Annotated in this window: 22 protein-coding genes; 7 read left to right on the forward strand and 15 right to left on the reverse strand. The window is 43.1% G+C overall.

The window, feature by feature from the left end:
- Positions 1–78 precede the first annotated feature (78 nt).
- Together GW828_RS03725 and GW828_RS03730 are read right to left on the reverse strand one after the other, a co-directional pair.
- The gene (locus GW828_RS03725; protein WP_182722415.1) at positions 79–2901 is read right to left on the reverse strand and encodes a hypothetical protein; all 2823 of its coding nucleotides are present in this window, start codon (positions 2899–2901) and stop codon (positions 79–81) included.
- Between the two features lie 230 nt (positions 2902–3131).
- Positions 3132–3506 carry a hypothetical protein gene (locus GW828_RS03730; RefSeq protein WP_182741214.1) on the reverse strand — a complete coding sequence of 125 codons (375 nt, stop codon included), beginning with the start codon at positions 3504–3506 and terminating at the stop codon, positions 3132–3134.
- Positions 3507–3799: 293 nt separating this feature from the next.
- On the opposite strand from GW828_RS03730, the gene GW828_RS03735 reads away from it, so the two are divergent.
- Entirely contained in the window at positions 3800–5008 is a 1209-nt protein-coding gene (locus tag GW828_RS03735; protein ID WP_124015173.1) for a potassium/proton antiporter, read from the forward strand.
- Between the two features lie 67 nt (positions 5009–5075).
- Here the strand turns inward: GW828_RS03735 and GW828_RS03740 are convergent, their stop codons facing one another.
- The 7 genes from GW828_RS03740 to GW828_RS03770 all read right to left on the reverse strand — a co-directional run bounded on the left by GW828_RS03740 (position 5076) and on the right by GW828_RS03770 (position 12662).
- Positions 5076–6293, reverse strand: a complete 1218-nt coding sequence (locus GW828_RS03740; RefSeq protein ID WP_273057861.1) for a M56 family metallopeptidase — start codon at positions 6291–6293, stop codon at positions 5076–5078.
- On the reverse strand, positions 6293–6667 hold the full coding sequence (locus tag GW828_RS03745; protein WP_124015175.1) for a BlaI/MecI/CopY family transcriptional regulator: 375 nt from the start codon (positions 6665–6667) through the stop codon (positions 6293–6295). The genes GW828_RS03740 and GW828_RS03745 overlap by 1 nt, the downstream gene beginning before the upstream one ends.
- A 188-nt stretch (positions 6668–6855) precedes the next feature.
- Entirely contained in the window at positions 6856–10068 is a 3213-nt protein-coding gene (locus tag GW828_RS03750) for an efflux RND transporter permease subunit (protein WP_273057860.1), read from the reverse strand.
- A gap of 16 nt (positions 10069–10084) precedes the next feature.
- Positions 10085–11317 carry an efflux RND transporter periplasmic adaptor subunit gene (locus tag GW828_RS03755; RefSeq protein ID WP_273057859.1) on the reverse strand — a complete coding sequence of 411 codons (1233 nt, stop codon included), beginning with the start codon at positions 11315–11317 and terminating at the stop codon, positions 10085–10087.
- 184 nt (positions 11318–11501) lie between these two features.
- Positions 11502–11912 carry a hypothetical protein gene (locus GW828_RS03760; protein ID WP_182755630.1) on the reverse strand — a complete coding sequence of 137 codons (411 nt, stop codon included), beginning with the start codon at positions 11910–11912 and terminating at the stop codon, positions 11502–11504.
- Positions 11913–11956: 44 nt separating this feature from the next.
- Positions 11957–12088 carry a DUF3012 domain-containing protein gene (locus GW828_RS03765; protein WP_273057946.1) on the reverse strand — a complete coding sequence of 44 codons (132 nt, stop codon included), beginning with the start codon at positions 12086–12088 and terminating at the stop codon, positions 11957–11959.
- 208 nt (positions 12089–12296) lie between these two features.
- Positions 12297–12662: a SpoIIAA family protein gene (locus tag GW828_RS03770; RefSeq protein WP_124015177.1), complete on the reverse strand. Its 366-nt coding sequence runs from the start codon at positions 12660–12662 to the stop codon at positions 12297–12299.
- 321 nt (positions 12663–12983) lie between these two features.
- Between GW828_RS03770 and arfB the strand changes: the two genes are divergently transcribed.
- The 4 genes from arfB to GW828_RS03790 all read left to right on the forward strand — a co-directional run bounded on the left by arfB (position 12984) and on the right by GW828_RS03790 (position 15500).
- Positions 12984–13400, forward strand: coding sequence for an alternative ribosome rescue aminoacyl-tRNA hydrolase ArfB (arfB, locus tag GW828_RS03775; RefSeq protein ID WP_124015178.1), 417 nt, complete (start codon positions 12984–12986; stop codon positions 13398–13400).
- A 156-nt stretch (positions 13401–13556) separates the two neighbouring features.
- The gene (aroQ, locus tag GW828_RS03780; protein WP_182696786.1) at positions 13557–14003 is read left to right on the forward strand and encodes a type II 3-dehydroquinate dehydratase; all 447 of its coding nucleotides are present in this window, start codon (positions 13557–13559) and stop codon (positions 14001–14003) included.
- A gap of 18 nt (positions 14004–14021) precedes the next feature.
- Positions 14022–14417 carry a DUF3859 domain-containing protein gene (locus GW828_RS03785; RefSeq protein ID WP_273057858.1) on the forward strand — a complete coding sequence of 132 codons (396 nt, stop codon included), beginning with the start codon at positions 14022–14024 and terminating at the stop codon, positions 14415–14417.
- Positions 14418–14492: 75 nt separating this feature from the next.
- On the forward strand, positions 14493–15500 hold the full coding sequence (locus GW828_RS03790) for a class I SAM-dependent rRNA methyltransferase (protein WP_273057857.1): 1008 nt from the start codon (positions 14493–14495) through the stop codon (positions 15498–15500).
- Between the two features lie 141 nt (positions 15501–15641).
- Here the strand turns inward: GW828_RS03790 and GW828_RS03795 are convergent, their stop codons facing one another.
- Positions 15642–17402 carry an alkaline phosphatase D family protein gene (locus GW828_RS03795; RefSeq protein WP_273057856.1) on the reverse strand — a complete coding sequence of 587 codons (1761 nt, stop codon included), beginning with the start codon at positions 17400–17402 and terminating at the stop codon, positions 15642–15644.
- Positions 17403–17775: 373 nt separating this feature from the next.
- Here GW828_RS03795 and ohr point away from each other — a divergent pair, with 373 nt between their 5' ends.
- Entirely contained in the window at positions 17776–18198 is a 423-nt protein-coding gene (gene ohr / locus GW828_RS03800; protein ID WP_182696790.1) for an organic hydroperoxide reductase Ohr, read from the forward strand.
- Positions 18199–18320: 122 nt separating this feature from the next.
- Here ohr and GW828_RS03805 read toward each other — a convergent pair whose 3' ends face one another.
- The 4 genes from GW828_RS03805 to GW828_RS03820 all read right to left on the reverse strand — a co-directional run bounded on the left by GW828_RS03805 (position 18321) and on the right by GW828_RS03820 (position 22327).
- The gene (locus tag GW828_RS03805) at positions 18321–19499 is read right to left on the reverse strand and encodes a tetratricopeptide repeat protein (RefSeq protein ID WP_273057855.1); all 1179 of its coding nucleotides are present in this window, start codon (positions 19497–19499) and stop codon (positions 18321–18323) included.
- 196 nt (positions 19500–19695) lie between these two features.
- The gene (locus GW828_RS03810; protein WP_124015185.1) at positions 19696–20706 is read right to left on the reverse strand and encodes an LLM class flavin-dependent oxidoreductase; all 1011 of its coding nucleotides are present in this window, start codon (positions 20704–20706) and stop codon (positions 19696–19698) included.
- Between the two features lie 33 nt (positions 20707–20739).
- Positions 20740–21264, reverse strand: coding sequence for a DUF3087 domain-containing protein (locus GW828_RS03815; RefSeq protein WP_273057854.1), 525 nt, complete (start codon positions 21262–21264; stop codon positions 20740–20742).
- 295 nt (positions 21265–21559) lie between these two features.
- A complete protein-coding gene (locus tag GW828_RS03820; RefSeq protein WP_273057853.1) occupies positions 21560–22327 on the reverse strand; it encodes an SDR family NAD(P)-dependent oxidoreductase in 768 nt (255 codons plus the stop codon).
- A 105-nt stretch (positions 22328–22432) separates the two neighbouring features.
- Between GW828_RS03820 and GW828_RS03825 the strand changes: the two genes are divergently transcribed.
- Positions 22433–22768, forward strand: a complete 336-nt coding sequence (locus tag GW828_RS03825) for a winged helix-turn-helix transcriptional regulator (protein ID WP_124015188.1) — start codon at positions 22433–22435, stop codon at positions 22766–22768.
- Positions 22769–22813: 45 nt separating this feature from the next.
- On the opposite strand, the gene GW828_RS03830 is transcribed toward GW828_RS03825, so the two are convergent.
- Positions 22814–24286, reverse strand: a complete 1473-nt coding sequence (locus GW828_RS03830; protein WP_273057852.1) for an MBL fold metallo-hydrolase RNA specificity domain-containing protein — start codon at positions 24284–24286, stop codon at positions 22814–22816.
- Positions 24287–24367 lie beyond the last annotated feature (81 nt).

Below are 24367 nucleotides of genomic sequence, written 5' to 3' on the forward strand. Positions count from 1 at the left end.
TATCCTGTATGCGGTTCAGAGATAGCCGCCCTTGCGAGCGGCTATTAATAGGTCACAGATTTAGTTCATCAAAGGTGATTACTGTGGAAAGTAAGCCCAACCTTGACGCCAGTCATTCTGGCCATCGAATGCACCAATAAAGTTGGTTGATTCGAAGAAGCTATCATCTGTACTTAAATCTTTACCTTTACCAAGTAGTGTTGTATCGGTTGCTGCAGGCATGCCGTCAGTGATAGTCACTGCCGTTGCAGAGTTACCTTGTTGACCCAAGAACCAGGTTTCAGTATTAATCGCGGTAGTACCTGAAGTCTTGAATGGCTCATTACAATCGATAATTGAATGAGACATCACTAAGGTGTTGTTATTCACGTTATCAACCAAGCTTGATACTGAACCATCTAGCTCTAAACACTCACCAGACTCAGTGTCAGCAGTACTACCTTTGCGGCCTTGCACAAGTACGTTGTATAACTCACCAGCAGTACCCACTCGAAGTAAGATACCTTCGCCGTTGTCACCGCTAGCGTTTGCAGTATCTGTACCGGGTAGAATAGTGAAGTTAGCTAACTTAGGGGCAGAAACAGGGGTCGCTGCTGCACCAGCACTGCTGCTATCAGCTTCAATACCACGGTTTGCATTGCCGTCTTCATGAGTGATGTAGACAAACTGTGCTTTACCCGTCCAACCATTGGTCCAGTCTAAGCTGTCATCGAAGTTGGCTGTTAAGTAGACATATTTCAAGTTTACAGCACCGCCCCAAAACTCAACGCCATCGTCGCCGTTAGCGTGAATTTGAATGTGGTCTACTTGAGTTCCGCTGCCCACTGCCGCAAATGAGATACCGTTCATTTCTTGAGTATCATTGACTTTAAAGCCAGCATACTTAACTACTACGTAACTGATTTGTCCGCTGTTATCTGCGTTGTCGTTACCACCATATGGGAAGTCACCTACTTCAAACGATGCATCACAAGCCGTTTTATCTGGGCAGGTATTTGTTAAACCGTTACCTAAGATAACTAATCCACCCCATTGTCCGCGCTCACCAGTGGCACCGGCAATAACATCTTCTTCTGACGTCATTTCGATTGGGTGAGTCGCACTACCTTGAGCCATAATTTTAGAACCACGGCTAATGGCAATATAGCTGTTAGATGTCGCGAATAATTTTACACCCGCTTGAATTGCTAATGTTGCCGATGTGGTTTTATCTGCCCCGACAAGAACAGCGCCGCCATCAATTTTGTACATCACGTTCTGACCAGCAAGTAAGGTTGTGTTACTCAGAACATTCCCTTCTAGAGTACAAATAAGCGTCACTGATGCATCTTTATATAAACCCGCTGTCGCAGCTGAAGCTGTAGTGCCAACAGGACAAGAAGTTAACACCGGCAGCTCAGTTGGTGTTGGCGCCGCATCATCATGGATTGCTGTAGTCCAACCAGTCGTCCAATCATTTGTGCCGTCAAATGCACCAATATACTGAGCATTCACTAAGCGAGAATCAAGGTTGCTTAAGTCAGCTTTACCACCGGTTAAGGCTACCGATGATGAATTAGGCATATAGTCAGTTAAATCTGCTGCAGCAACTAAGTTACCGTCTTGGTCGTTAAACCATGCTTCAACATCTAATGCCAATGTACGGCCTTCTGCTGCATCTGCCTTAGCATTTTTAAACGGCTCAACACAGTCAATTAAACTGTTTTGCATTATTAATTCTGCCGTATTGGCATTATTTACTGTGTCGTCATCGTTAACTTCTAAACATTCGCCCGAATCAACATCACCTTTAACGAGCATGTTATAAGCATTAACACCTGTGCCTTTACGGAACAAAATGCCTTCTGCATCGTCACCGCCACTGTTAGTACCGTTAGCGACTTGGATAGTGAAGTTGGCGAGTGTTGGTTTCGACATAGGTAATGCGCTTGCGTCGCTGTTACTGTCGGCTTCAATACCACGGTTAGAACCGTTATCAGCTTGACGAATATAAACGTGTTGTGCGCTACCTTGCCAACCGTTAGTCCAATCTAGCGAGTCATCAAAGTTTTCTGTTAGTACGATATTGGTAACGGAAACATTGCCGCCCCAAAATTCAAAACCATCATCGTTATTCATGTGCACTTGTACGTGATCAACTTCAGTACCCGCACCTACAGCAGCAAAACTGATGCCGTTCATTTCTTGTGTGTCGTTAATTTTGAAACCACCAAACTCAACGCGTACATACTTGATTGAGCCAGAATTATCTTCAGTATCGTTGCCGCCGTAGCTATGGTTACCCACTTCAAAAGACGCTGAACAATTGGTTAAATCAGGACACGTGTTTACCGGTGCATTACCAAGCAACACTAAGCCACCCCACTGACCCGCTTTACCCTCTTGCCCTAAAGCGGTTTCAACTGAAGTAAATACGATTGGCGCAGTTGCTGTACCGTCGGCAATGATTTTTGAACCACGGCTGATCACTAAATAAGAATCGCTACCACCGAGTATTTTAGTGCCGGGCAAAATAGATAACTCAACCGAATTAGCGTTATCGCCACCGGCGATGACAGCACCATCTAGCTGCCAAACAACATCGTTACCTAGTACAATTTTGTCGCCATCTTGGCCACCAGTTGTCACGGTTGATGCGGCGGTTGAAGGCGCTAATGTTCCTTTTAATACCCAAACTTCTTTTCCATCAACAGCAGTCATTGTGGTGCTTTTAGTTGCAAAGCCACTGTATGATTTTTCTTGAGCTGTCTGAGTTGGAGTAGTTGGCGTTGTTGGTGTGGTAGGGGTAACAACATCACTACCTGTATTGATATTAATATCGCCACCACAACCAGCGAGCCCTAATGTTGCAGCAAGAGCAGTAGAAAGTGCAGTCAGTTTAAAAAGATTTTTCAGTTCCATTATCATCTCCGGAGACGGATGTAAGCATGTGAGTAAGTTGGCTGGATGACAAACTAACCTGCAAAAATGACAAAGAGACTGCTTAAATATTACGCTTACATTTCATTAACATTTCAGAAATATTCAAGTTCAATGGTGCTGCGGCTTAGGAGGGATTTCACTTGCGAAAAAAATTAACAAAAAAGACAAAAAAATAACTTAACAACTGTTTGCATAACAAATAAGAGTGGTTAATTGATGCTGACATATACTGCCCATAAGCCAAATATCAGCGCACTAACACCAGCAGGTCTGAACCAACTAATACAATGTGTACCGGCCCATAAAGCAAACATCTTATGATATTTTTCAGTCATAAAAACTAGAAAAACTGCAATGGTAAACAGTAAGTTAGCTATCACCTCAAACACTAGCGGGAATGAAGTATTATCCGCATCGAGTAACAATGCTGCGCCAATCATTAACCGAGAAATGATTTCGACAGCATGAAAATACCTTTGGCGACTAAATAGAACAATAGCATCAGCAAAACCTTGTGGCTTAAGTAACATAAACAGCCCAACACAACTGATGATAACACCCCAAACACTAATTAATATCGCCATGATGTCTCCACAATGCACTTATATATGCAGATATTAGCACCAAATAATGTAATGAAAATGTGGCAAACTAATATTGTTGAGCAGGAAAAAAGATCTATCAATTATGATGAAAGCTAAAGTAGAGTGGCTCATAGCCGCTATTTATAAACTCTGATACCTGAACGCATGCTCGTTGGTGCAAATCACTGATGAGTTATAAATTAATATTAATAAATACTCATAAAGCAAGTTTGGGCTAATTTAATGTTAAAATAGCCATTTAGTAACGTTTAAATTAGCCAAGGAGTGCCTATATGCCATCTGATATCATTATTTTAGGGATCTCTATTCTTATTGCTATTGGCATTTTGCTCCATCACCCTTCTAAGACATTAGGCCTACCCTCACTCTTAATTTTCATGGGTGTAGGACTTGCCTTTGGTAATGGGGAATTTGGTTTTGTATACGATGATCTGCAACTGACCTCGTTGATTGGCACTCTCGCATTAAACACCATAGTATTTGTGGGCGGGCTGAATACACCAATGAAAAATATTCAATTTTCTTGGAAAGAAGGCGGCATGCTGTCCACTGCCGGCGTCATCTTCACGACAATCATTTTTGGCTTTATCCTGAATGCCTTACTCGACTTTAACCTCATTACTTGCATGTTATTTGCGGCGGTAGTGTCATCGACTGATGCTGCAGCCGTATTTTCTATTTTAGAATCCAAAAAACTTAAATTAAAACACGGCACCGGCACTATTTTAGAATTCGAATCGGCCACTAATGACCCGGTCGCCTTGCTGATGGTTATCATGCTAACCGACTACATTATCAATAGTACTAACGGCGCTCCGACAACAATATCGATACTATTAAACCTAGGACAACAAATTGGTGTTGGGGCAATTATTGGCCTATTGATGGGTAAAATAACCGTTTGGACATTGAATCGTATCAAACTACCTGAATTTGGACTTATTCCTGTATTTATTTTGGCGACTTTTGCCATCACAGTATCTGGTACCGAAATATTAGGCGGTAACGAACTGATTGCGGTTTACATTACCGGAGTGATTATTGGTAACTATTTAAAGAAAGGTGCTGAAGTCAGTAAGCATTTTTTTAATGGGATTTCTTGGTTAGCGCAATCATTAATGTTTATTATTTTGGGCTTACAAATATTCCCGCAGCAGTTATTACCTGTGTTTATGGTGTCTTTACTGCCTGCTATCTTGCTTATTCTGGTGGCACGGCCATTAGCGGTGCAATTGTGTTATCTGCCCTTTAGGCAAGCAACTTGGCGCAAGCGTTTGTTTGTCTCTATGATAGGTCTAAAAGGCGCTACGCCAATTGTATTTGCGCTGATCCCCGCTGCGGCAGGTGTTGAAGGTTCGCGAGAAATGATCCACATGGTGTTTTTTATTGTGCTGATATCGGTCATTGTTCAAGGCGCCGCCATCGAACCACTTGCCAATAAACTGGGACTCAAATTAAAGCCCAAACCGCCTCAGGTTTAAAAATGATTCAATGCCCCATAGCAATGAGGCATTGAATCATTTTCAATATTGGCGATATAACTAAACCCTAATTTACTGTGATTCTCTCCACTGATTTTTCAGGCTGATGGATCACATAATCTAACTGTACTTGTACGTCTTTAAAACCATCTGCTGAAGTTTGATACTGCCACTGTTCAAGCGCCTCAACTGCCGATGCGTCGAACATTTGTTTTGGCGCTGACTTCATTACCCTAACATTACTCACTTTTCCTGCTGGGCTAATATCAAATATCATTTGCACATAGCCGTTGAGCCCTTCTTTAGCGGCATCTATGGGATAGCTAGGCTCAATTCTGATTACTGGCATTGCCATAGCATCAGTGTTGGTTTTAGCCTTAAGATTGTCACCTGCCAATGCCTGCTGATTAAACATAAAGGCACTCATACCAATAACCAAGGTCATTCCAACCAATGCTAGCGTGCTTTTTCCATGTTGCTTTTTCATCTGTAAGATCCTCTCTTTTAAGATAGTTTTGTCCCCATAAGGGGTGTGTAGCATGCTCAAAGGTGCATGCTGTGAATAGGCCAATAGTGTTTTGCTATAGGCAATTTTAGCTTGGGTTTTCATGTCGGCGGTCACTTGCGCATCACATGACAATTCTTGATCTTGTCTAAATCGGCGGTAGCTGAGCCACATCAAGGGATTGAACCAAAATAGAACCGTTAAGCCATAAGCCAATATATTCATCCACAAATCACCACGTTGATAGTGATACATCTCGTGCTGAATAATGGCTTGCTGCTGGCTGTCATCGAGTGGCATAAAGCTATCAGGGACTAAAATACTGGGGGTGAAAAATCCCGCTAACATAGGTGATTCAATCTGAGAATGAACCAGCACCTTAAGCTTGCTAGAGCTTACCTCTAGCGGTTTTGCATCATTAATTAACCGTTGCAGATTGGCGTATTCCATTACGATATTAATCACTAATAAGGCAACCACTGCGGCGTAGAGATAAGGCAAATAGAGTTGATCAAGTAAACCTGCCGACAAGGCAACAGTATCATTCGCCAACACATAATATTGCTCGATGACTGAGACGCCATTACTGCTGCCAAACCAGCTAAAGTGCTGTGGTAATATCATTTGCAGTAAATCGGCAAAAACAAATAGCGGCACTGATATCCACATAAAATAGGTATAGTGCGCGCCAAGCTTAGACAATAAAAACCGATGTAATAGCAGTATTGCCAAACACACCATACTCAGTGAAAGGGTTTGTTCCATAAACCAATTGATCATCACTTTTGTTCCTTTTGCCAATCATCGAGTAAAGTTTGCAGGTCGGCGACATCTTCTGCCGACAGTTTGTTTTTCTGCGCAAACCCGGCAACCAGTGGGGTTAACTTGCCGGCAAACATGCGATCCACAAAAGAAAGCGACTCTTTAACGGTATAGTCCTGCTCAGCGATTAATGGTGAATAATGGTAAACCCGCCCCTGCTTTTCAAAACTGACGGCTTGTTTTTTAACTAAACGATTAAGCAAGGTTTTCACCGTTTTCTCATGCATGTCATGGCTTTGTGCTAAGGCATCAACCACTTCGCTCGAGGTTAATGGCGACTGTTGCCAAAGCTGCTGCAACACCACTAATTCACTATTGCTGATCTCTTTCATGCTATACCGCTCATTTGTTGTTAAAACTTGTGAAGACAAAAAAGGATTACAGACGTAATCTATTTATTTAAATTACAACTGTAATCTTAAATAAGCAAGCAGTTTTTTACATGATTTACTCATAAAAATGAAAAAAGCCTAATCAGATGATTAGGCTTAAGATTGAAGTATTATTTAGCGAATAGACTTTATGACAATGATAGTTTATCGCGATACAACCACTGATAAACCGTAGGCAACACCAATAACGTCAAAGCGGTTGAGCTAAACAAACCGCCGATGATCACGACAGCTAACGGCTGTTGAATTTCACTGCCCACGCCAGACGATAACAAAATAGGGATCAGCCCTAATGCAGACGTCAGTGCCGTCATTAACACTGGACGTAAACGCCCGACTGTACCTTGATAAACACTGTCGTATAGGCTTTCAGTTGATGATTGTCTGCGCTGGTTAATTGAGTCCACCAGCACCACACCATTTAACACAGCAACACCAAACAAGGTGATAAAGCCGATGGAGCTGGGCACAGATAAATAGGTGCCAGTAGCATATAAAGCCACTACGCCGCCGATTAATGCCAATGGCACATTAGCCATAATCAAGGCCACTTGTTTGACTGAACCAAACGAGAAATACAGCAATAGGCCAATCAGTGCGATAGAAATGGGCACCACTAACATTAGCTTTTGTTGCGCTCGTTGCTGGTTTTCATATTGGCCGCCCACCACCACAGTATAGCCAGCAGGTAATGCAGCTTGCGGCACTATGGCATAAATATCATTGACCACCGAGCCCATATCACGCCCCGACACGTTGGCTTGCACCACCACGCGGCGCTGTACATCGTCACGACGAATATTCGGTGGCGCCATTTCAATCACCACATCAGCGAGATCGCCCAAACGAACAATCGCACCATTGGCGCCACTGAGGAGCAAATCTTCAATTGCATCAGGCGCATTACGATATTGCGCAGCTAATCGCAGGTTAATGTCATAACGAGCGTTACCGTCAATCACCTGACCAGCGCTGGCACCACCAATACCTTGAGTGACTAAACTCATCACTTCATCAACGCTGATCCCATAACGTGCCAGTACTTCACGTTTAGGCCGAACCACTAACTGAGCTTCACCGCTGACTTGTTCTAACGATACATCAACCGCCCCAGGAATGGCTGCGACTAAGTCTGTTAGTACCTGACCTTTTTCCGATAATATGCTCAAATCTGGGCCAAATATCTTAATCGCTAACTGCGCTTTAACCCCTGATAATAGCTCATCCACTCGAGTCGCAATGGGTTGTGAGAAGGTCAGCAATAATCCCGGGAATATCGCTAATCTTTGCTCCATTAAGCGCTGAAGCTCAAAGCGGTTACTTGCCGATGTCCATTGTTCTATCGGCTTAAGACCAATGTAGATTTCAATATTACTCACAGGTTCGGGGTCGCCGCCAAGCTCTGGTGCGCCAATGCGACTTAAGGCATATTCCACCTCAGGAAACTCCAGCAGCATGGCTTCAATTTTAGGCGCGACGTTAATAGAAGTGGCCAAGCTTGCTGTCGGTGCCAGTGTGACGCGTAAGTTAATGGTGCCTTCTTCGAGTTCTGGCACAAATTCAGTGCCTAACTTTGGCAATAACAACATGCTTGAGATAAACAACACTACAGCGGCTAACATCACCGATTTAGGGCTTGATAATACCAATGTCAGAATACGGCGATAAACAGCATCAATGGGTGCCAGCACTTTACTTTGACGTACCACAACACCGCGTTTGAATAAAAATACCGCCAATGCGGGTACTGCAAATAATGCCACCACCAATGCCGCCATCATGGCTAAAATAATGCTAATCGCCATCGGCTGAAATAACTTACCTTCTACACCTTCAAGGGCAAATAACGGCATAAACACCACGATGATAATCGCTGTCGCAAAGAAGATAGGGCTGCACACTTCTTTGGCCGCCAGCATGACCCTAATCGCCATACTTTGGGTTTGGGCATCAGAGCCACTTTTACGAGTAGCATGATGATCACCATCAAGATGCACAGCAGCATTTGGGTTGGCGCCCGTTTCAGCGCTAACATGCTTAAAGATGTTCTCAACCATCACCACAGAGCCATCAACGAGCATACCTATTGCGACCGCCAGACCACCCAAGGACATTAAGTTAGCCGACATACCATAATAAGACATGATCAATAACGCGATCCCGATCGACACTGGGATCGACAGCAATACCAACAAGGTGGCGCGGATGTTGACCAAAAACAACGCCAGAATAATCACGATAAACCCAAAGGCCATCAATAACGCTTCAACGACTGTGGTCACCGCTTGCTCGACCAAATCGGCTTGGTCATAAAACACCTCAAATGACACTCCTTTTGGTAAGGATTGCTCAATCAAACTAATACGAGAATTGATGTCATCAATGGTGGCTTTGGTATTGGCCCCCATGCGTTTAAGCACGACGCCAGCAACAACTTCACCCAGTGCTTGTACATCAGATGACGAGTTATTATCAGCAGCTTGCCTAAGCGACATAGTCACTGCGCCGACTCTTATTTCACTACCAAATGCCACGTTAGCAATGTCGGCCACTCGAATGGGCGTGCCATTGATTTCGGTTAAAGGAATGTCGGCAATGGCTTGTAAGCCAGCCTCACCTGCGGGCAATAAACCATAACCACGGACCACTAATTGCTCTTGGCCTTGGTCCATAAACCAACCGCCTGCGTTACGATTATTACTTTCCAATGCTTGGCTAACTTGGGTCAGCGACAAGCCATAACTGCGCAGTTTATTAGGGTCAACTTGCACTTGGTATTGCAGCACCTCGCCGCCAAATGACAATACTTCGGTCACACCGCTTACTGGCATTAATATCAGCTTAACTAAGTAATCATTTAAGCTACGCAGCTCAGATGCACTGATATGGGTTTCAGATTCAGCCCGTAAAATGTATTGATAAATTTGCCCTAAACCCGAGGTATTCGGGCCAATTTCGGGAGTGCCAACACCTGCAGGAATCGACTCTTTGGCAGCTTGTAGTTGTTCAAACACTTGCTGACGGGCAAAGTAAATATCGGTTCCCTCGGCAAATACCACTGTCACCAATGACAAACCAGTGCGCGATAATGAACGCACTTCAGTCACCGCGGGTAAGGCATACATAGCCGACTCGACCGGATAACTAATCAGTTTTTCAACTTCTTCGGCAGCCAAACCTTCAGCTTCTGTGTTAATGGTCACTTGCACATTAGTCACATCTGGAAACGCATCTAAATTTAGTTTTGGCAGCATGAATATTGAAGCCACAACCGCTGCGAGCAAGCTAAGTAAAACCAATAACCGCTTTTCAACGGCAATCTCAATTAATTTATATAACATGATGATGTCCTAGCGCTTAGTGATTGTGGATGTCAAAACCAGCTTTGGCTTGCTCAGATGCTAAGAAAAAAGCCCCAGAAATCACCACCCGAGTTTTCGGTGTTAAACCGCGAATAAAACTCAACCCGCGTTGACGCTCAACCACCGTCACCTCGACTGCACTGAACTTCCCCTCCTGCTCAATAAACACTTGCCAGTCGCCATCACCACTGCGAGTTAACGCAGCATCAGGCACAATAAAGCCAACCGATTTCACCTGCTTATCTTCCGCTAGGTACAATTCGGCAAACTCTCCTGCATGTAATTCATGGCCTGGATTTGCCATTCTCACCAACACTTGCTCGGTACGGGTTTGCGCACTAATTTCATGGGAACGACCAATAATAATGCCGTCACGAGTACGATCACCGACACGCACTAACACATTGCGGCCCATATCCACTTGATCAGCTTGTATAGGCGTAAGCTCGGCCTGCACCCATAAATACGACTCATCGGTGAGTTGCATTAAAGGCGTACCCGCATCGAGTACCTGGCCTAACGTCGCGACATCTTGTTGAACTCGCCCATTGATAGGTGCTAATAACTGGAACTGGCCAATCGAACTCGGTGATTTAGCTAAGGCTTTAATTTGCGCGGGTGTCATCATGATGGCTTGTAAAATAGCTCGCTTTAACTCGGCATTCACTTCGATTTGCATCCGCTGACTGGCACTGATGGTGCCTGGGGTCATGCGCTTGATCCGATCCCATTCAGTGGCGGCATTAATGTAATCTGCTTGGGCAGCAGCAATGTCAGCGCCACCTATGGTTAACAACGGCTGCCCCTGGGTGACCTGCTCTCCGGGCACTACATGACGCTTGAGGATCTGCATGTCTAATTGCGGGGCTATGGTAATGGTTTTGTCTTTATCGACGATTAACTGCGCGGTCGCGACCGCCTGTAAATTAAACGCTTGTAGGCTCAATTCAGACACTTCAATTCCGGCTAACTGTCTTTGCTCAGTATTTAAGCTTAACAGTAACTCTTGGTGGTCAGTTGCTGTAGATTCATTGCTTGCCTGAACAGGCAAGCTCGACAATAACAATAATGATGTCAATAACCCAGAACAGAGCAATAGCCCCCTCTGGCTATTTATCCATGCTGTTGACTGAGCAATGATAACGACACGACTCTTGAGATGAGGTACGGTAAATTTGGCATTTAATCCTGCCAATAAAGATAAAAGCGCTACTAATTTGGTTTTCATGGTCAATCCTAAAAACAATCTAGACCGTCGACAACCCCAGAGGGAATCAACGATAATCGGTTTAGCCACCAGCCTTAATAAGCGTCAGATAACGTTAAAATAAAATGCAAAAAAGTAGCACTCATTTACGCAATGTGAGCAGATCAAGGTGCAGAACTAAACAATAAAAAGCTGTTTAACAGGATTAAGCTATCGGAGGACGATAAGTCGGAAAAGATTCTGGAGCTAAGTAGTGCAGGCTAACATTGGCATAAGCATCATGAAAATGCTCATGGGTGATATTATCGCTAAGCATAGCAAGTGCCACATGACCGCCATGACACTGGCAATCTAAGCACACATCAACGCGCTCAATATCGGTACTACTGGCAGCATGCTGATGATCATCATTAACAGAATGAATACCTAAGCCGTCGAGCGCACAGGCACAGTCGACACATTCAGCAAGGGTAATCACTTCGGTGGTAAATTGCAGATGTGGGTGGTTATTTTGCTCTTCGTTACTGTTGCCCGCATGCAACTGATGCGCGCCCATGTTGGCGCCCACAAATTGTAGTAGCACAATGGCAATCAGTAATTTGGCTATACTAGCCATAAAAGGCAAAACGCGATAACTCAACCACCCACTCCTAAACAATATTATTTAAATACGCAGTGCTTGGCATAATCGGCAGCTTCATTAGCAGTCCAATCACCACTTTGTTTTTCTTTCATTTGCTTACACCATGCTTCACTACCCACTTCAGGGGCGCATGCCGTTAAACTAAGCATTAACAATAACGCACTTGATACGGCAAAAAGCTTTGATAATGACATAAGTAATCCTGTTCTAGAGTAATCGATTAATACTAAGGCCTACTGACCTTTGAAGATGAATTTTGCAACAGTTGCTGATAATTTGCTACTAGCTAACGCTTATGATGAGTCATTTTCGCCATAAATAATCGTTAGCAATATCAAAGCTGCTACCACACGGCTTCTAGCACGCAGAACGTTTGGCAATCCAAGAGACAGCATCTTGCTTACGCTCTAATGGGAACCATGCTACTTCGCCTTGCATAAATGGCCCCATCAACCTCACCGAATTACCCACCCAATCAGGGCCACCGACAAACACTAGCGCATCAAACTCAGGTAACTGCACTTCACCACTGCCGGTTAATGAACCAAATTCCCAGCCTTCGAGTAATACATCTGCTTCAATATACAGACACACTTGATTCCAATCTTTACGGTAACTCTTAATGGCAGGTTGTAAACGGGTACGATAATCTTGTGCCGATAAACGGCCACTGACAAATAAACTAATCACACCCTTGGAAATATCGGGAATTTGACACAACATAACGGCAACTCCAGCCTTGTAATCAGGCCATAGAACAGACTTTATACGGTGATGTAATCGTGTAAAGCCACAATGGCGCTAATAATAGCAAAACTATTCTATTCATTTCATTAAATATGTAATAACTCAGAGGCCAATCAGAATTTTAGTTGCTCCGAGCCAACTGATCAGACTAGAGGTGGTCAAATGACAACACTGAAAAGTTTGTCCAATTACGGTAGAATAGGCCAATACCACATAAAATAAACCCTCGTACTTTTGAAATATTAAGTATAAGAATAGGTTTATCGATAATCAATTTAAGGGGACGACCACACCCGAATGATACAAATTACTCAACGAGTCATATTGCAAGACAACGAAATTGAATGGCAATTTGTCCGCTCAAGCGGTGCGGGTGGCCAGCACATTAATAAAGTCTCTACCGCCGCTCAACTCACCTTTGATATTGCCTCATCGTCTTTACCTGAGTTTTATCAACAAAAACTGCTCGAAAAAGCCGACCATCGCATAACTAAAAGCGGTAAGATCATTATAAAGTGTCAGCAATCACGCAGCCAAGATTTTAACCGTCAAACGGCATTAGAACAGTTTATTGAGCTGGTAAAAAGCGTGGGTATTGTGCAAAAAGCTCGTATCCCCACCAGAGCAACAAAAGGCAGTCAAAAACGACGTATTGAAACAAAGAAACAACGCGGTGCCACTAAGGCAATGCGCCAAAATAAATCTGACTATTAATAAAAAGTGTCTCTTCCATCGCTCAATCGTTTAACCTTATGCGCGAGTTGAGCATTTTTTGGTTTACCTAATAACCGTCTTCGGTAAGAATGCTTGTTAACCGCTTTTGTGCTGCAGATTAAATCGACTTACTTTGCGATGTTTACAGGAACCATTATGAGCCAAACCCTAAAAATTTTATTGATCAACGGTCCTAATTTAAATCTACTTGGCCGTCGCGAACCAGGGCATTACGGTCACCAAACCCTGACAACTATTGTTGACGAGTTAAGCAAAAATGCGGCCCTAGCTGGCGTTCAACTTGAACATATTCAGTCCAATGCTGAGTACCAGCTTATTGATGCGATTCATGCAACTGATGCACAATTTATTATTATCAATCCTGCTGCTTTTACTCACACCAGTGTTGCTCTGCGCGATGCGATACTCGGCGTGGCTATTCCATTTATTGAAGTGCATTTATCCAACGTACATGCCCGTGAGCCATTTAGACACCATTCGTACTTTTCTGACAAAGCCCAGGGCGTTATTTGTGGCTTAGGCGCACAAGGTTATGAATTCGCGTTACAAGCGGCAATTAAACACTTAAATGATCAACACTAGAGTGAATAAGGGTAGCGCTTGAGTAAATTAAAAGCGGATGTCAGTATTATTTACAGTGGGATTTTTAGCCAGTGGGACAATAGTAGTGACGAGCTACCGCGCTTGTTACAGGCAACGGTCCATGTGCCCGCCCTTATCGATACTGAATTTGGCTTTATTACTTGCATCAAAAAAGCCAAAAACCAGATACTAACTTACTGTATTTATCATCCTGACATTCCTGACGATGACGGTAACATTCGCCCACCGTTTGAGGGTGAAGTGTTTATCAAGGAAAATGATTGGCGCTTTTATCTGGGTGATTGCATCTGGGCGCCGGTTAACAACAAACTTGGTAACTGGCGCATGACATTAACCCTCAATGGCAAAATCATTGCCGACAAAACCTTTAAGGTATACCTGCCTGAGGAATAGTCTCTGCCGTAAGTTCACTAAATGGGAATGTTTGCTATAATCCGCGCCAATTGCCACACCATTTAACGAGCCCCCATGTCTATTCAAGCTGTTTTAGCCGATGCGCTAGCCAAACGAAGTGCTTTTTTTGAGCAAGCGTCCCACGATAAGACCGATTGTTATCGCGTTTTTCATGGCACTGTTGAAGGTGAAAATGGCTTAAACATCGACCGCTACGGCGATGCATGGTTAATCCAAACCTTTCACCAAACGCTAACGGCGCAACAACTTGAAGACATATCAAGCATCCTTAGCGCCCATGCTGATTTCCATATCGTATATAACGATCGCTCAGGCAGCCATTCTCGCATTGCTAACCATAGCGAAAATGAAGCCCAAGATTACTCACAATCAACCCAAGTTATCCATGAAAATGGTATAGCCTTTACCTCTAAATTACGTCATGAAGGTCAAGACCCACTACTGTTTTTAGACATGCGCATTGGCCGCGAATTTGTTCGCAACAATAGCCAAGATAAAACCGTATTAAATCTGTTTTCATATACGTGTGGCATTGGTATTGCTGCGGCAATGGGCGGCGCGCGACGCGTCATGAATGTCGACTTCTCATCGTTTGCATTGGCTGCTGGGCAAAAAAATGCCGAGTTAAATAATGTCACTGATGTGTGTGAGTTTGTCCAAAGTGATGCGTTTCCGGCACTGCGTCAATTAGCCGGTTTACCTATCGGCGGACGTCGTAATCAAAAACTGCCAAAATACCCAAAACTGCGCGCGACTCAATTTGATTTAGTGTTTTTAGATCCCCCGCGTTTTGCCAAGAGTGCTTTTGGTATAGTCGATCTGGTCAATGATTACCAAGGCCTATTTAAGCCAGCAGTGCTGATAACTAAAGCCGGTGGCACTATAGTTTGCTGTAATAATGTCGCTAAAGTGGATCGCCAAGCATGGTACGACAGCTTAGTGCGTTGTGTTGAAAAACAAGGCCGCACAGTCACTAGCAGCCAGTGGCTTCACTGTCACCCTGACTTCCCAGCCTTTGATGACAATCATCCATTAAAAATCGTCGCCTTGACGATAAATTAATTTTCGTTATCTGCTTTATGGATAATGCATTCAGCCACCTAAAGGTGGCTGAATGTTATCTCTTATATAAATGAGAGCTTATCTGTGAGTAAATAGGCGTAAATGGCCACGGCCTAAATTGCGACCATTATCCAAGCATTATTACACCGCAGTCACTTTAGGATTACCTGCTGTGCTGGTGGCGCTGAAGCCACGCGCGTCTAAACGAGCAAAGGTTTTATCTAAAATAGTATCTACATACTGCCAATCACTGCGCACTTCATCTTGCGTAAAGCTCAGCAATAAATAACCGCGGTCTTTTAAATTGGCATATTTAAGATCGGCAATCAAACTCACAATGGCGGCTTCTGTTGACGGCATTTCAGCATCTGACAATCCCAAATAATACTCAAGCCCAGGAGAAGATACCGAACTGGTGGCAAATTCTATTCCTACGACATCCCCGCCACTGTCAGTTAATTCACTCGCCCATGCATTGTGGGTATCACCAGCAATAACCACCAAGTTGTGATTTAACGATTTCGCGGTTGCTAAAATCACTTCACGCTCGTAAGCATAACCATCCCAAGCATCTAAATTATATGGAATAGCAGGTAATTGAAGCAGGGCCATAACCTCTGGAGTTAACCTAGCTTGGTTAGCTTGCAAATACGCTAATTCTTCTGCGGTTAATGTTGGGTCACTTGCTTGAGCGCGACCGGCTAATTGCGCGATTCCTGCTAATTCAGCAAACTGCGGAATACTCATTTGTTGGGTTGCAATAGCGGCTGGCATTAACATCTTAGCCATTAACACTTGCTGACCCAGTACTTGCCACTTAGCAGTAGACTGCAATAAGGTTTGCTGTAACCACAAAAGCTGTGTTTGGCCTAGCAAAGTACGGTTAGTATCCGTCACATCAGTTAAAAATGTGGCACTGTTAAATGCCCCTGTCGTGGCATCAATGTATTGGCTATATTCTAATTGCTTATCACGAGCCAATACCCGAGTATCGAGCATGTGCAAATCAACCAAATTACCGAAATTGAAACTTCTGTAAATTTCCTCATGGTTACCTTCACTCCATGGTCGAATAGGCAGCCATTCAAAGTACGCTTGCAGTGCGGCTTGTTTGCGCAGATCAAAATCACCTTCGCCATCGTTATGATTTTCGGCGCCGTCTTTCCAAGTATCGTTAGCGACTTCATGGTCGTCCCACACTGTGATAAATGGCACTTTAGCATGCAGTTTTTGTAAACTGGCGTCACTACGATATTGGCTGTAACGGGTGCGATAATCTTCTAGTAGAAATAACTCACCGGCCGGCAGAACTTCACGACCTAGCTCAACGGCATGCTCACTGGCATATTCACCACGAGCGTATTCATATAAATAATCACCTAAATGCACCACAGCGTCTAAATCATCTTGCTGCGCCGCCATTTCGTATACATTAAAGTAACCCGCGGGGAAGTTAGCACATGACATTACCGCTAGCTTTACCGATGCAACACTGCCCTCTGGTAAGGTGCGCGTTTGGCCAATTTCTGACACTGTATCGCCAGCTTTAAAACGATAAAAATACTGCTGTCCCGCTTCAAGTCCGACCGCGTCAACTTTAACGGTATAATCACGATCTTTAGTCGTTGTCATTTGGCCGTTAGTGACTAACTGAGTAAACTTACTGTCGGTGGCAACCTCCCATGAAACGGTAACCTCGGCGTCAATATCAGGCGTAACACGGGTCCATAAAATCACCGCATCGGTGGCGGGATCGCCACTGGCAACACCTTGTAAAAACTGAGCCGATACTGCATCGTCATCATCACTACCGCAGCCCATTAATCCATACGACACGACTACCGCGCCTACGCCTTTGGCTGACATTGCCAGAAAATCTCGACGATTTACAAACCGTTTCATAGCCTATCCTTTTTATCGTTAGCTGTTATATGGCGATGCTTAGCATTGCCTAAGAGGTCTAATGAGATGCTATTGTGAAAGCAAATGATGACATAAAGGTGACAGAAGAATGACAAGCTAATCAAATTGATACCGCGATGAAAATACTCTTTATGCTAATCAAATCATGATAGGCAGACATAATAGAAAATTAAATTGCACACAATGTAGTTGCAAAAGTAAAAAACTAGGCCTATAGTGAACACAATTAGATTGCACGCAACCTAATATCATTAACTGATTAATGATGAGATATCTAGATGGTGTAGATATCAGCCAGGGCAATCAACAGAATTGATACAACAATATCTTTAACTACTTTATGAGGTCTATTATGAAAGCGTTATACACAACTTCAGCTACAGCTCTTGCAGGTCGTAATGGCCAAGTTTCTACCGACGACAAAAAAGTCGACTTACAATTAAGCTACCCAAAAGAAATGGGTGGTAGTGGTGAGTTTACTAACCCAGAACAGTTATTTGCTTCAGGTTATGCAGCGTGTTTTTCTAACGCAATTTTGCATGTCGCTGGCCAAACTAAAGTGGCTATCAAGGCGGCTCCAACCACAGCGACGGTCGGTATTGGCGCCAATGATAATGGTGGCTTTGCATTGACAGTGGCACTAGCCGTTGAACTTGATTTAGACCAAGCAGAAGCTGAACAGTTAGTTAAAACAGCGCACCAAGTTTGCCCATACTCAAACGCGGTACGTGGCAATATTGATGTGAAATTAACCGTAAATGGCCAAGCTATTTAAGCTGTTATAAATTAGTTTCACTGATTTAAACACCAAAAAACCAAGACATCTGTCTTGGTTTTTTTATGTTGATGTCAAAGGTTGTCATGCTTGTAAGCAACTGTGGTATGAAGCGTCAAAAGCTAATCAGACACATTGTTTAACATATCTAATTTTGCTAAATAATACTTTTTACTGTCTGGCATATCAGTCAGTTCTATCGCTTTTTTTAATATTTTCTGAGCCTTTTCTGTATTGCCTAGGCCCAATTGAGCTCTGGCCAGCGCAAAATAAGCCGGATGGAAATAAGGCGCGTTATCGATAAACTTCTCGAGGAAGGTGACTGTGGTTTGATAATCTTTGAACTCCAATGCCTCAATACCCAAACTGTAGTAGCTATATGGGTTACTCGACTCAAGCGACAACAAGTATTGGTCGATCTTTTTTGCTGCTACAACTCTGTTTTGTAATTCCAGTAATAGGCGATAATTACTTAATACTGCCAAGGAATTCGGCTTAATATCAAGGGCATGCAGGTAGAGTTTTTCAGCTGTCTGTTCGTCGCCTAAGCGCCGATGAGTAATGGCCATCATATTGATCAAAGCATCATAATCTGGCGCTAGCATTAACCCTCGCTCAAGTAATATAAAAGCAAATTCATACTGTTTTGCTAGCATGGCATCGGCCGCTAAATTACGATAAAACATCGCTAAAAATTCAGATTCTGAGACGATGGCACCAGTGCGATCAAAACGATCCGGAAAATAATCAATCACAGTAGCAGTGCCGCCACTAAAAAAATGCCCACTTGGTTTCTCGTCATACAAAAACGTGCGCACATGGTCTGAGGTGACAAGAATATCTGAAGTAATATTGGTCAATATTGGCGCAGCATGAACCACTTGAAACACCGGATAGACATTCAATTCTTTTGCAACTGAATAGGTCAATAATGCCAATGCCATACAATTACCAGATTGATTCTTCCATGACTCAGTACTGGTATAATTTTTGCCTTCATAATTAAAATTAGTCATTTTATGGTTAATGAACTCAGACACTTTTAAGCGATTGGGCAGTGCTTTAATATTATCTTTGGCGATAAATGCAGCTAATTCTTGTCGCTGTGCTTCAGACAGATACGTCAGACTAGCAATCTCAGGGACATTTTCAGTAGAAGTGGAATGGATCAGTGCTTGATTAAACTGCGGTAAATCAGAAGCGTGTTGGCTATTTTTTGAATGGACAGAGCAAGCACTAAGTAAAACAGTACAGAATAATAAGGCAAGCTTCGGGTGGCATAAACGCTTAACGCTCAACATTGGCAACATTCCGTGTAGTCATTGATTAACTTAATATGAATCAATTCAATCAACATGGCAAGGCAACCCAAATAGCCATATTAGAAATCATTCGCGCCCACTTTATTAATGAACATTGATTTGTTATGACATAAAAAAAGCGCTCACAAACTGTGAGCGCTTTAATCCATCTTTACGGGATGTGATTCAAACTATTTTATTGTTTCACGCTCATTAAAATATCCAGGGCACGTAAACGATGCTCGCTGTCATACAAATCATTAGTAAACATCAACTCATCAACACCAAGCTGTTCAACAAACACTTCTAGACGATGTTTAATGGTTGCGGGTCCACCGCAAATAGACAAACTTAAAAAGCTATCAACATAGTTTTTTTCTTGTTCGCTCCATAAACCATCCATGCTATCGATTGGCGGCTTCAGCCACATCTCTTGACCACGAATTAACGCTAAAATACGTTGTTTAGAGGTCGTACTAAGATGCTGAGCCTCAGCATCGGTAGGCGCGGCTACTAAAGGCAAACCCACCATCACATAAGGTTTATCCAACACGGCAGAAGGAGTAAATTCTCGTCGATAAAGCGCTATGGCATCAGACAGAAAACGTGGCGCAAAGTGGCCTGCAAACACATAAGGTAAACCACGCTGAGCGGCTAATTTAGCACTGAATAAGCTAGAGCCTAATAACCAAATCGGCACATTGGTATCCTCTCCAGGGATCGCCCTTACTGCTTTATCGTGACGATTTTCACGCTGTTGACTTGGGCCGAGTAACGACTGCAACTCGCTCACTTCATCAGGAAAATGCTCTGCTCTTTGATTATCACGATTAAGCGCTAAACTGGTCACCGGATCGCTGCCTGGTGCGCGGCCCAGGCCTAAATCAATTCGTCCCGGATATAAGCTAGCCAAAGTGCCAAACTGCTCTGCTACCACTAAAGGAGGATGATTAGGCAACATAATACCACCAGCACCAACACGAATGTGCTTGGTACCGCCGGCAATGTAACCTATTAAAATCGAAGTAGCCGAACAAATAATGCCCGGCATATTGTGGTGCTCTGCTAACCAAAAACGATTAACACCAAGGCTTTCGGCGTGTTGGGCATAACGCAAACTACCTTGTAAAGTGTCTGATATGGTGGAATCTTCGCGCATCGGCGCAAGTTCGAGTAATGAAAAAGGAATATCTGCCAATATTGACATCATGGCTCCTTATTGTAGGTAAAATAGAGGGTACTAAAAAGCTTGCAACATCTCGGGAGTAAACTCTTCTACATCAATTGAATATCCAGCAGCATCAATACACTGTTGGAGTTTTTCCAATTCATTATTGACGTTTGATATAGTTAAGGTGTTGTTATCTAAGTTATAAACTAAAGATAAACTTTGATAATAGAAACTCAGTATCACTAACGCATCGCGATTATTATCTTTGGCGGCTTGTTGTACTGATTTCAGTTTACGGAAAATTTTGTTTTGTAGCTGCTTTAACTGCCACACGTAATACACTTCATAAAATCTGGGCTTATGACGTAAATTTCTAACTAATAAACTACACGCCATTATCGCTAAAATAAAACCGGTAAAGTTCAGATGGAAATTGCCCGTCGACTCAACACCCGCGAGCTGTTTAACGCCAAAGAAATAAATCATCAGTTGGCCAAACACCAAAGATAAAATAGCCAGTGTTGCCACTAAGCCGATTTGCACTTGATTGTTAACTGAACGGTATCGGCTTTTATCTATGTTAACTAACTTCATCACGCTGCTCACATCACTTATTTGTGCATAGCTTAACGTGTCAGAGTGATTTATAGAATGAAATATTAACGCTTATTAAATGTGATTTAATCTAATCAGTCTCAAAAGATGACCTCTGCTAACAAAGGGCGAACCAGATCGCCCCTTGCCAACTAACATCAAACATTAATACCTCAACCTGCGCATTAGCGCATCGCGACAACTTAATCGTCGGATACTCAACACTCGGTTAGATATTAGGGCGATAGCCAAACAGTAACGATCATGGCGACTGCATTGGCCTTTTGAAGTATAACTAGTTACGGCCAGCCATTACGCCGCCATCAATATCCCACACGGCTCCGGTCACCCAAGATGCTTGCTCTGATAACAAAAACACTATGCTATTAGCAACATCGGTCGGACTGCCCACTCTGCCGATAGGATGAAATGCATTAAAGCTTTCAAGCACACCGGTCATATCTTGTGGCTCAATAAATGCTTCATAAATTGGCGTGCTAACAACGGCTGGCGATACCGCATTCACTCGAATGTGACTGTCTGCCAGTTCCATTGCCATGTGTTGAGTTAACGCATGTAAACCTGCTTTAGCCATAGAATAGGCACTTGATGGTGTGGCTTTAATGGCTTGTTTAGCCCACATAGACCCAATATTCACTATGCTGCCACCGCCATGTTTAACCATGTTTTTAGCAACTGCTTGGGAAATAACAAAAATCGCTTTGTTAAGTTCCATATAAATATCGTAATCACTCACTTGATGCTCTAAAAATGGCTTAGGATTAAAGTATCCAGCGGCATTCACTAAGTGTGCAATATGATGATCAGTTGCGTCGATCATCTTGAGTAAAAGTGCTAAGTCTTCTGCGTCGTATAAATTAGCTTGAAATCCGCTAACATGTCCTAATGATGATAGCTGCGCCACAGCCGCATTAAGCTTATCAGCCTTGTTACCCACAATAATGGTATCAATACCTTGAGTGACTAATTGCTTAGCCGTTTCAAAACCAATACCACTCGTACCGCCAATAATTAGCGCTGTTTTTGAAGTTAAATTCGTCATGTGTTCGCACCTAATGTAATAGTAATTGTGGTAAGCTTATTGGTAAACTATCCTTTTGAATAGTAAGTACAAATCGGTTACATGGGTACTTTTAGGTACATATTAATGAATACAAACGAAAAATTATTTACCCGAAAATCGGCGCCAGAAAAAAGTGCTCGTATGGTTGAAACCATTTACGGCTGCAAATGGTCGTTAACTGTGTATCAGTTATTGGCTAATAACATCAATCGCCCTGGTGAAATGGTCAAATCGGTTGAAGGCCTGAGCACTAAAGTGTTGAATCAATGCCTAAAGAAAAACATCGAATTCGGCATTTTAAATAAAACCAACTATCCTGAAATTCCACCTAGAGTAGAATACGAGGTAACCGAGTTTGGGCAAAAGTTTATGCGTATTTTAGATGATATTGAAAAACTGCAACACGAAATTGATGCTTAACCCGCAGGCTAAGCAATCGATCACTTAATAACACATTAACTCGAATCACGTTTCTGGTGTCTCATTAGATTCACTTGCCTTATTCAGCCATACCAACTCAGGCAAAGCGTTTAAATCTAAGCAATCTCCGCGCTGGGCAATGGCACTATTTTTCGGTTTATGAGTGGCGTGTTGATTCAATGCTTCAATTAATACTTGTTGCGCTTTTGACTCACCATGCACCAAAATCACTGGGGGTGCTTGATGAAAATGCTGATACCAACTCAGTAATTCGGTTTGATCGGCATGAGCAGATAAGCCCCCTACAGTATGAAGACGGGCAGCCACCTTAACGCTCTGGCCATGAATAGTGAGTTCTGTTGCCCCATCCACTAATAGTCGCCCGGGTGTACCTAGTGCTTGAAAACCACAAATAATAATATCGGCTTCGGTACGCCACAAATTATGCACAAAATGATTGCGAATACGGCCGCCATTACACATACCGCTGCCCGCAATAATAATCAGCCCTTTATGAATATCATTTAGCTCTATCGACTCTTCGGTACTATTAATAAACTCAGCGCAAGACAACAAGGGATGCTTCCCGGGAGATAAGCGGGTAAAGCGCTTAAAATCATCGTCCATTAATGGGTAATTATTAACATATATCTCAGTAGCCTTTATCGCCATAGGGCTGTCTAAGCAAATACGCCAACCAGATAAATCCCACTCTTTGGCATATAAATGAAACAAATATAACAACTCTTGGGCACGCCCAACCGAAAATGCGGGGATTAAAATATTGCCACGACTCTGATGAATCGTATCTTTGAAGATGGATTTCAACTCGACCAAGGTATCTTGCCAACTGCGGTGAGTTCTATCACCATAGGTGCTTTCCATCAACACCAAATCGGCTTGTTCAATAAAGGTTGGGTCATCCAATATAGGCATGCCTGCTCGGCCTAAGTCACCACTAAACACCAGTTTTTTTTGCTCAGGTTTATTGCCTAACCACAACTCAACCACAGCAGAACCTAGAATATGCCCGGCATCAGACAAACAAACTTCTACCGCATCGGCAACCTGCACTCGTTGACCGTAATCTACCACCTCAAATTGTGCCATCACTTGCTCGACATCTTTCTCAGTAAATAACGGCTCAAGCAGCGCTAAATCATGTTTAGCTCGTTTTTTATTTTGCCTGTCGGTATCTCTTTCTTGCAGCATGGCCGCATCGCGCAACATGACATCACATAACTGCGCGGTGGCTTTTTGAGTATAAATGGGGCCAGTAAAACCCTGATTAATCAAATAAGGCAAACGGCCGGAATGATCAATGTGTGCATGGCTTAATACTACCGCATGGATTTGTGTCGCATCGAATGGAAAAGGATCATGATTACGTAACGCGTCAGCTTTACTCCCTTGAATTAAGCCACAATCAAGCAGCACTTGCTGTCCATTGATCGTGAGTAAATGGCAAGATCCAGTGACCTCTTCCGTTGCGCCGAAAAACTGCAAAGTCATGTGCATAGTGTTGCTCCCGAAAAATCGATAACAGTGCCTAATTAAGCGTATGACATTTGAAGAATAAAGTAGCGATCTACATCAAAT

Source organism: Shewanella vesiculosa, assembly GCF_009994065.1.
Classification (GTDB): Bacteria; Pseudomonadota; Gammaproteobacteria; order Enterobacterales; family Shewanellaceae; genus Shewanella; species Shewanella vesiculosa.

What these genes read in the sequence shown, in the direction of transcription:
- GW828_RS03725 (WP_182722415.1), bottom strand. Translation starts at nt 2,901, where the DNA reads ATGGAACTGAAAAATCTTTTTAAACTGACTGCACTTTCTACTGCTCTT.
- GW828_RS03730 (WP_182741214.1), bottom strand. Translation starts at nt 3,506, where the DNA reads ATGGCGATATTAATTAGTGTTTGGGGTGTTATCATCAGTTGTGTTGGG.
- GW828_RS03735 (WP_124015173.1), top strand. Translation starts at nt 3,800, where the DNA reads ATGCCATCTGATATCATTATTTTAGGGATCTCTATTCTTATTGCTATT.
- GW828_RS03740 (WP_273057861.1), bottom strand. Translation starts at nt 6,293, where the DNA reads ATGATCAATTGGTTTATGGAACAAACCCTTTCACTGAGTATGGTGTGT.
- GW828_RS03745 (WP_124015175.1), bottom strand. Translation starts at nt 6,667, where the DNA reads ATGAAAGAGATCAGCAATAGTGAATTAGTGGTGTTGCAGCAGCTTTGG.
- GW828_RS03750 (WP_273057860.1), bottom strand. Translation starts at nt 10,068, where the DNA reads ATGTTATATAAATTAATTGAGATTGCCGTTGAAAAGCGGTTATTGGTT.
- GW828_RS03755 (WP_273057859.1), bottom strand. Translation starts at nt 11,317, where the DNA reads ATGAAAACCAAATTAGTAGCGCTTTTATCTTTATTGGCAGGATTAAAT.
- GW828_RS03760 (WP_182755630.1), bottom strand. Translation starts at nt 11,912, where the DNA reads ATGGCTAGTATAGCCAAATTACTGATTGCCATTGTGCTACTACAATTT.
- GW828_RS03765 (WP_273057946.1), bottom strand. Translation starts at nt 12,088, where the DNA reads ATGCTTAGTTTAACGGCATGCGCCCCTGAAGTGGGTAGTGAAGCATGG.
- GW828_RS03770 (WP_124015177.1), bottom strand. Translation starts at nt 12,662, where the DNA reads ATGTTGTGTCAAATTCCCGATATTTCCAAGGGTGTGATTAGTTTATTT.
- arfB (WP_124015178.1), top strand. Translation starts at nt 12,984, where the DNA reads ATGATACAAATTACTCAACGAGTCATATTGCAAGACAACGAAATTGAA.
- aroQ (WP_182696786.1), top strand. Translation starts at nt 13,557, where the DNA reads ATGAGCCAAACCCTAAAAATTTTATTGATCAACGGTCCTAATTTAAAT.
- GW828_RS03790 (WP_273057857.1), top strand. Translation starts at nt 14,493, where the DNA reads ATGTCTATTCAAGCTGTTTTAGCCGATGCGCTAGCCAAACGAAGTGCT.
- GW828_RS03795 (WP_273057856.1), bottom strand. Translation starts at nt 17,402, where the DNA reads ATGAAACGGTTTGTAAATCGTCGAGATTTTCTGGCAATGTCAGCCAAA.
- ohr (WP_182696790.1), top strand. Translation starts at nt 17,776, where the DNA reads ATGAAAGCGTTATACACAACTTCAGCTACAGCTCTTGCAGGTCGTAAT.
- GW828_RS03805 (WP_273057855.1), bottom strand. Translation starts at nt 19,499, where the DNA reads ATGTTGAGCGTTAAGCGTTTATGCCACCCGAAGCTTGCCTTATTATTC.
- GW828_RS03810 (WP_124015185.1), bottom strand. Translation starts at nt 20,706, where the DNA reads ATGTCAATATTGGCAGATATTCCTTTTTCATTACTCGAACTTGCGCCG.
- GW828_RS03815 (WP_273057854.1), bottom strand. Translation starts at nt 21,264, where the DNA reads ATGAAGTTAGTTAACATAGATAAAAGCCGATACCGTTCAGTTAACAAT.
- GW828_RS03820 (WP_273057853.1), bottom strand. Translation starts at nt 22,327, where the DNA reads ATGACGAATTTAACTTCAAAAACAGCGCTAATTATTGGCGGTACGAGT.
- GW828_RS03825 (WP_124015188.1), top strand. Translation starts at nt 22,433, where the DNA reads ATGAATACAAACGAAAAATTATTTACCCGAAAATCGGCGCCAGAAAAA.
- GW828_RS03830 (WP_273057852.1), bottom strand. Translation starts at nt 24,286, where the DNA reads ATGCACATGACTTTGCAGTTTTTCGGCGCAACGGAAGAGGTCACTGGA.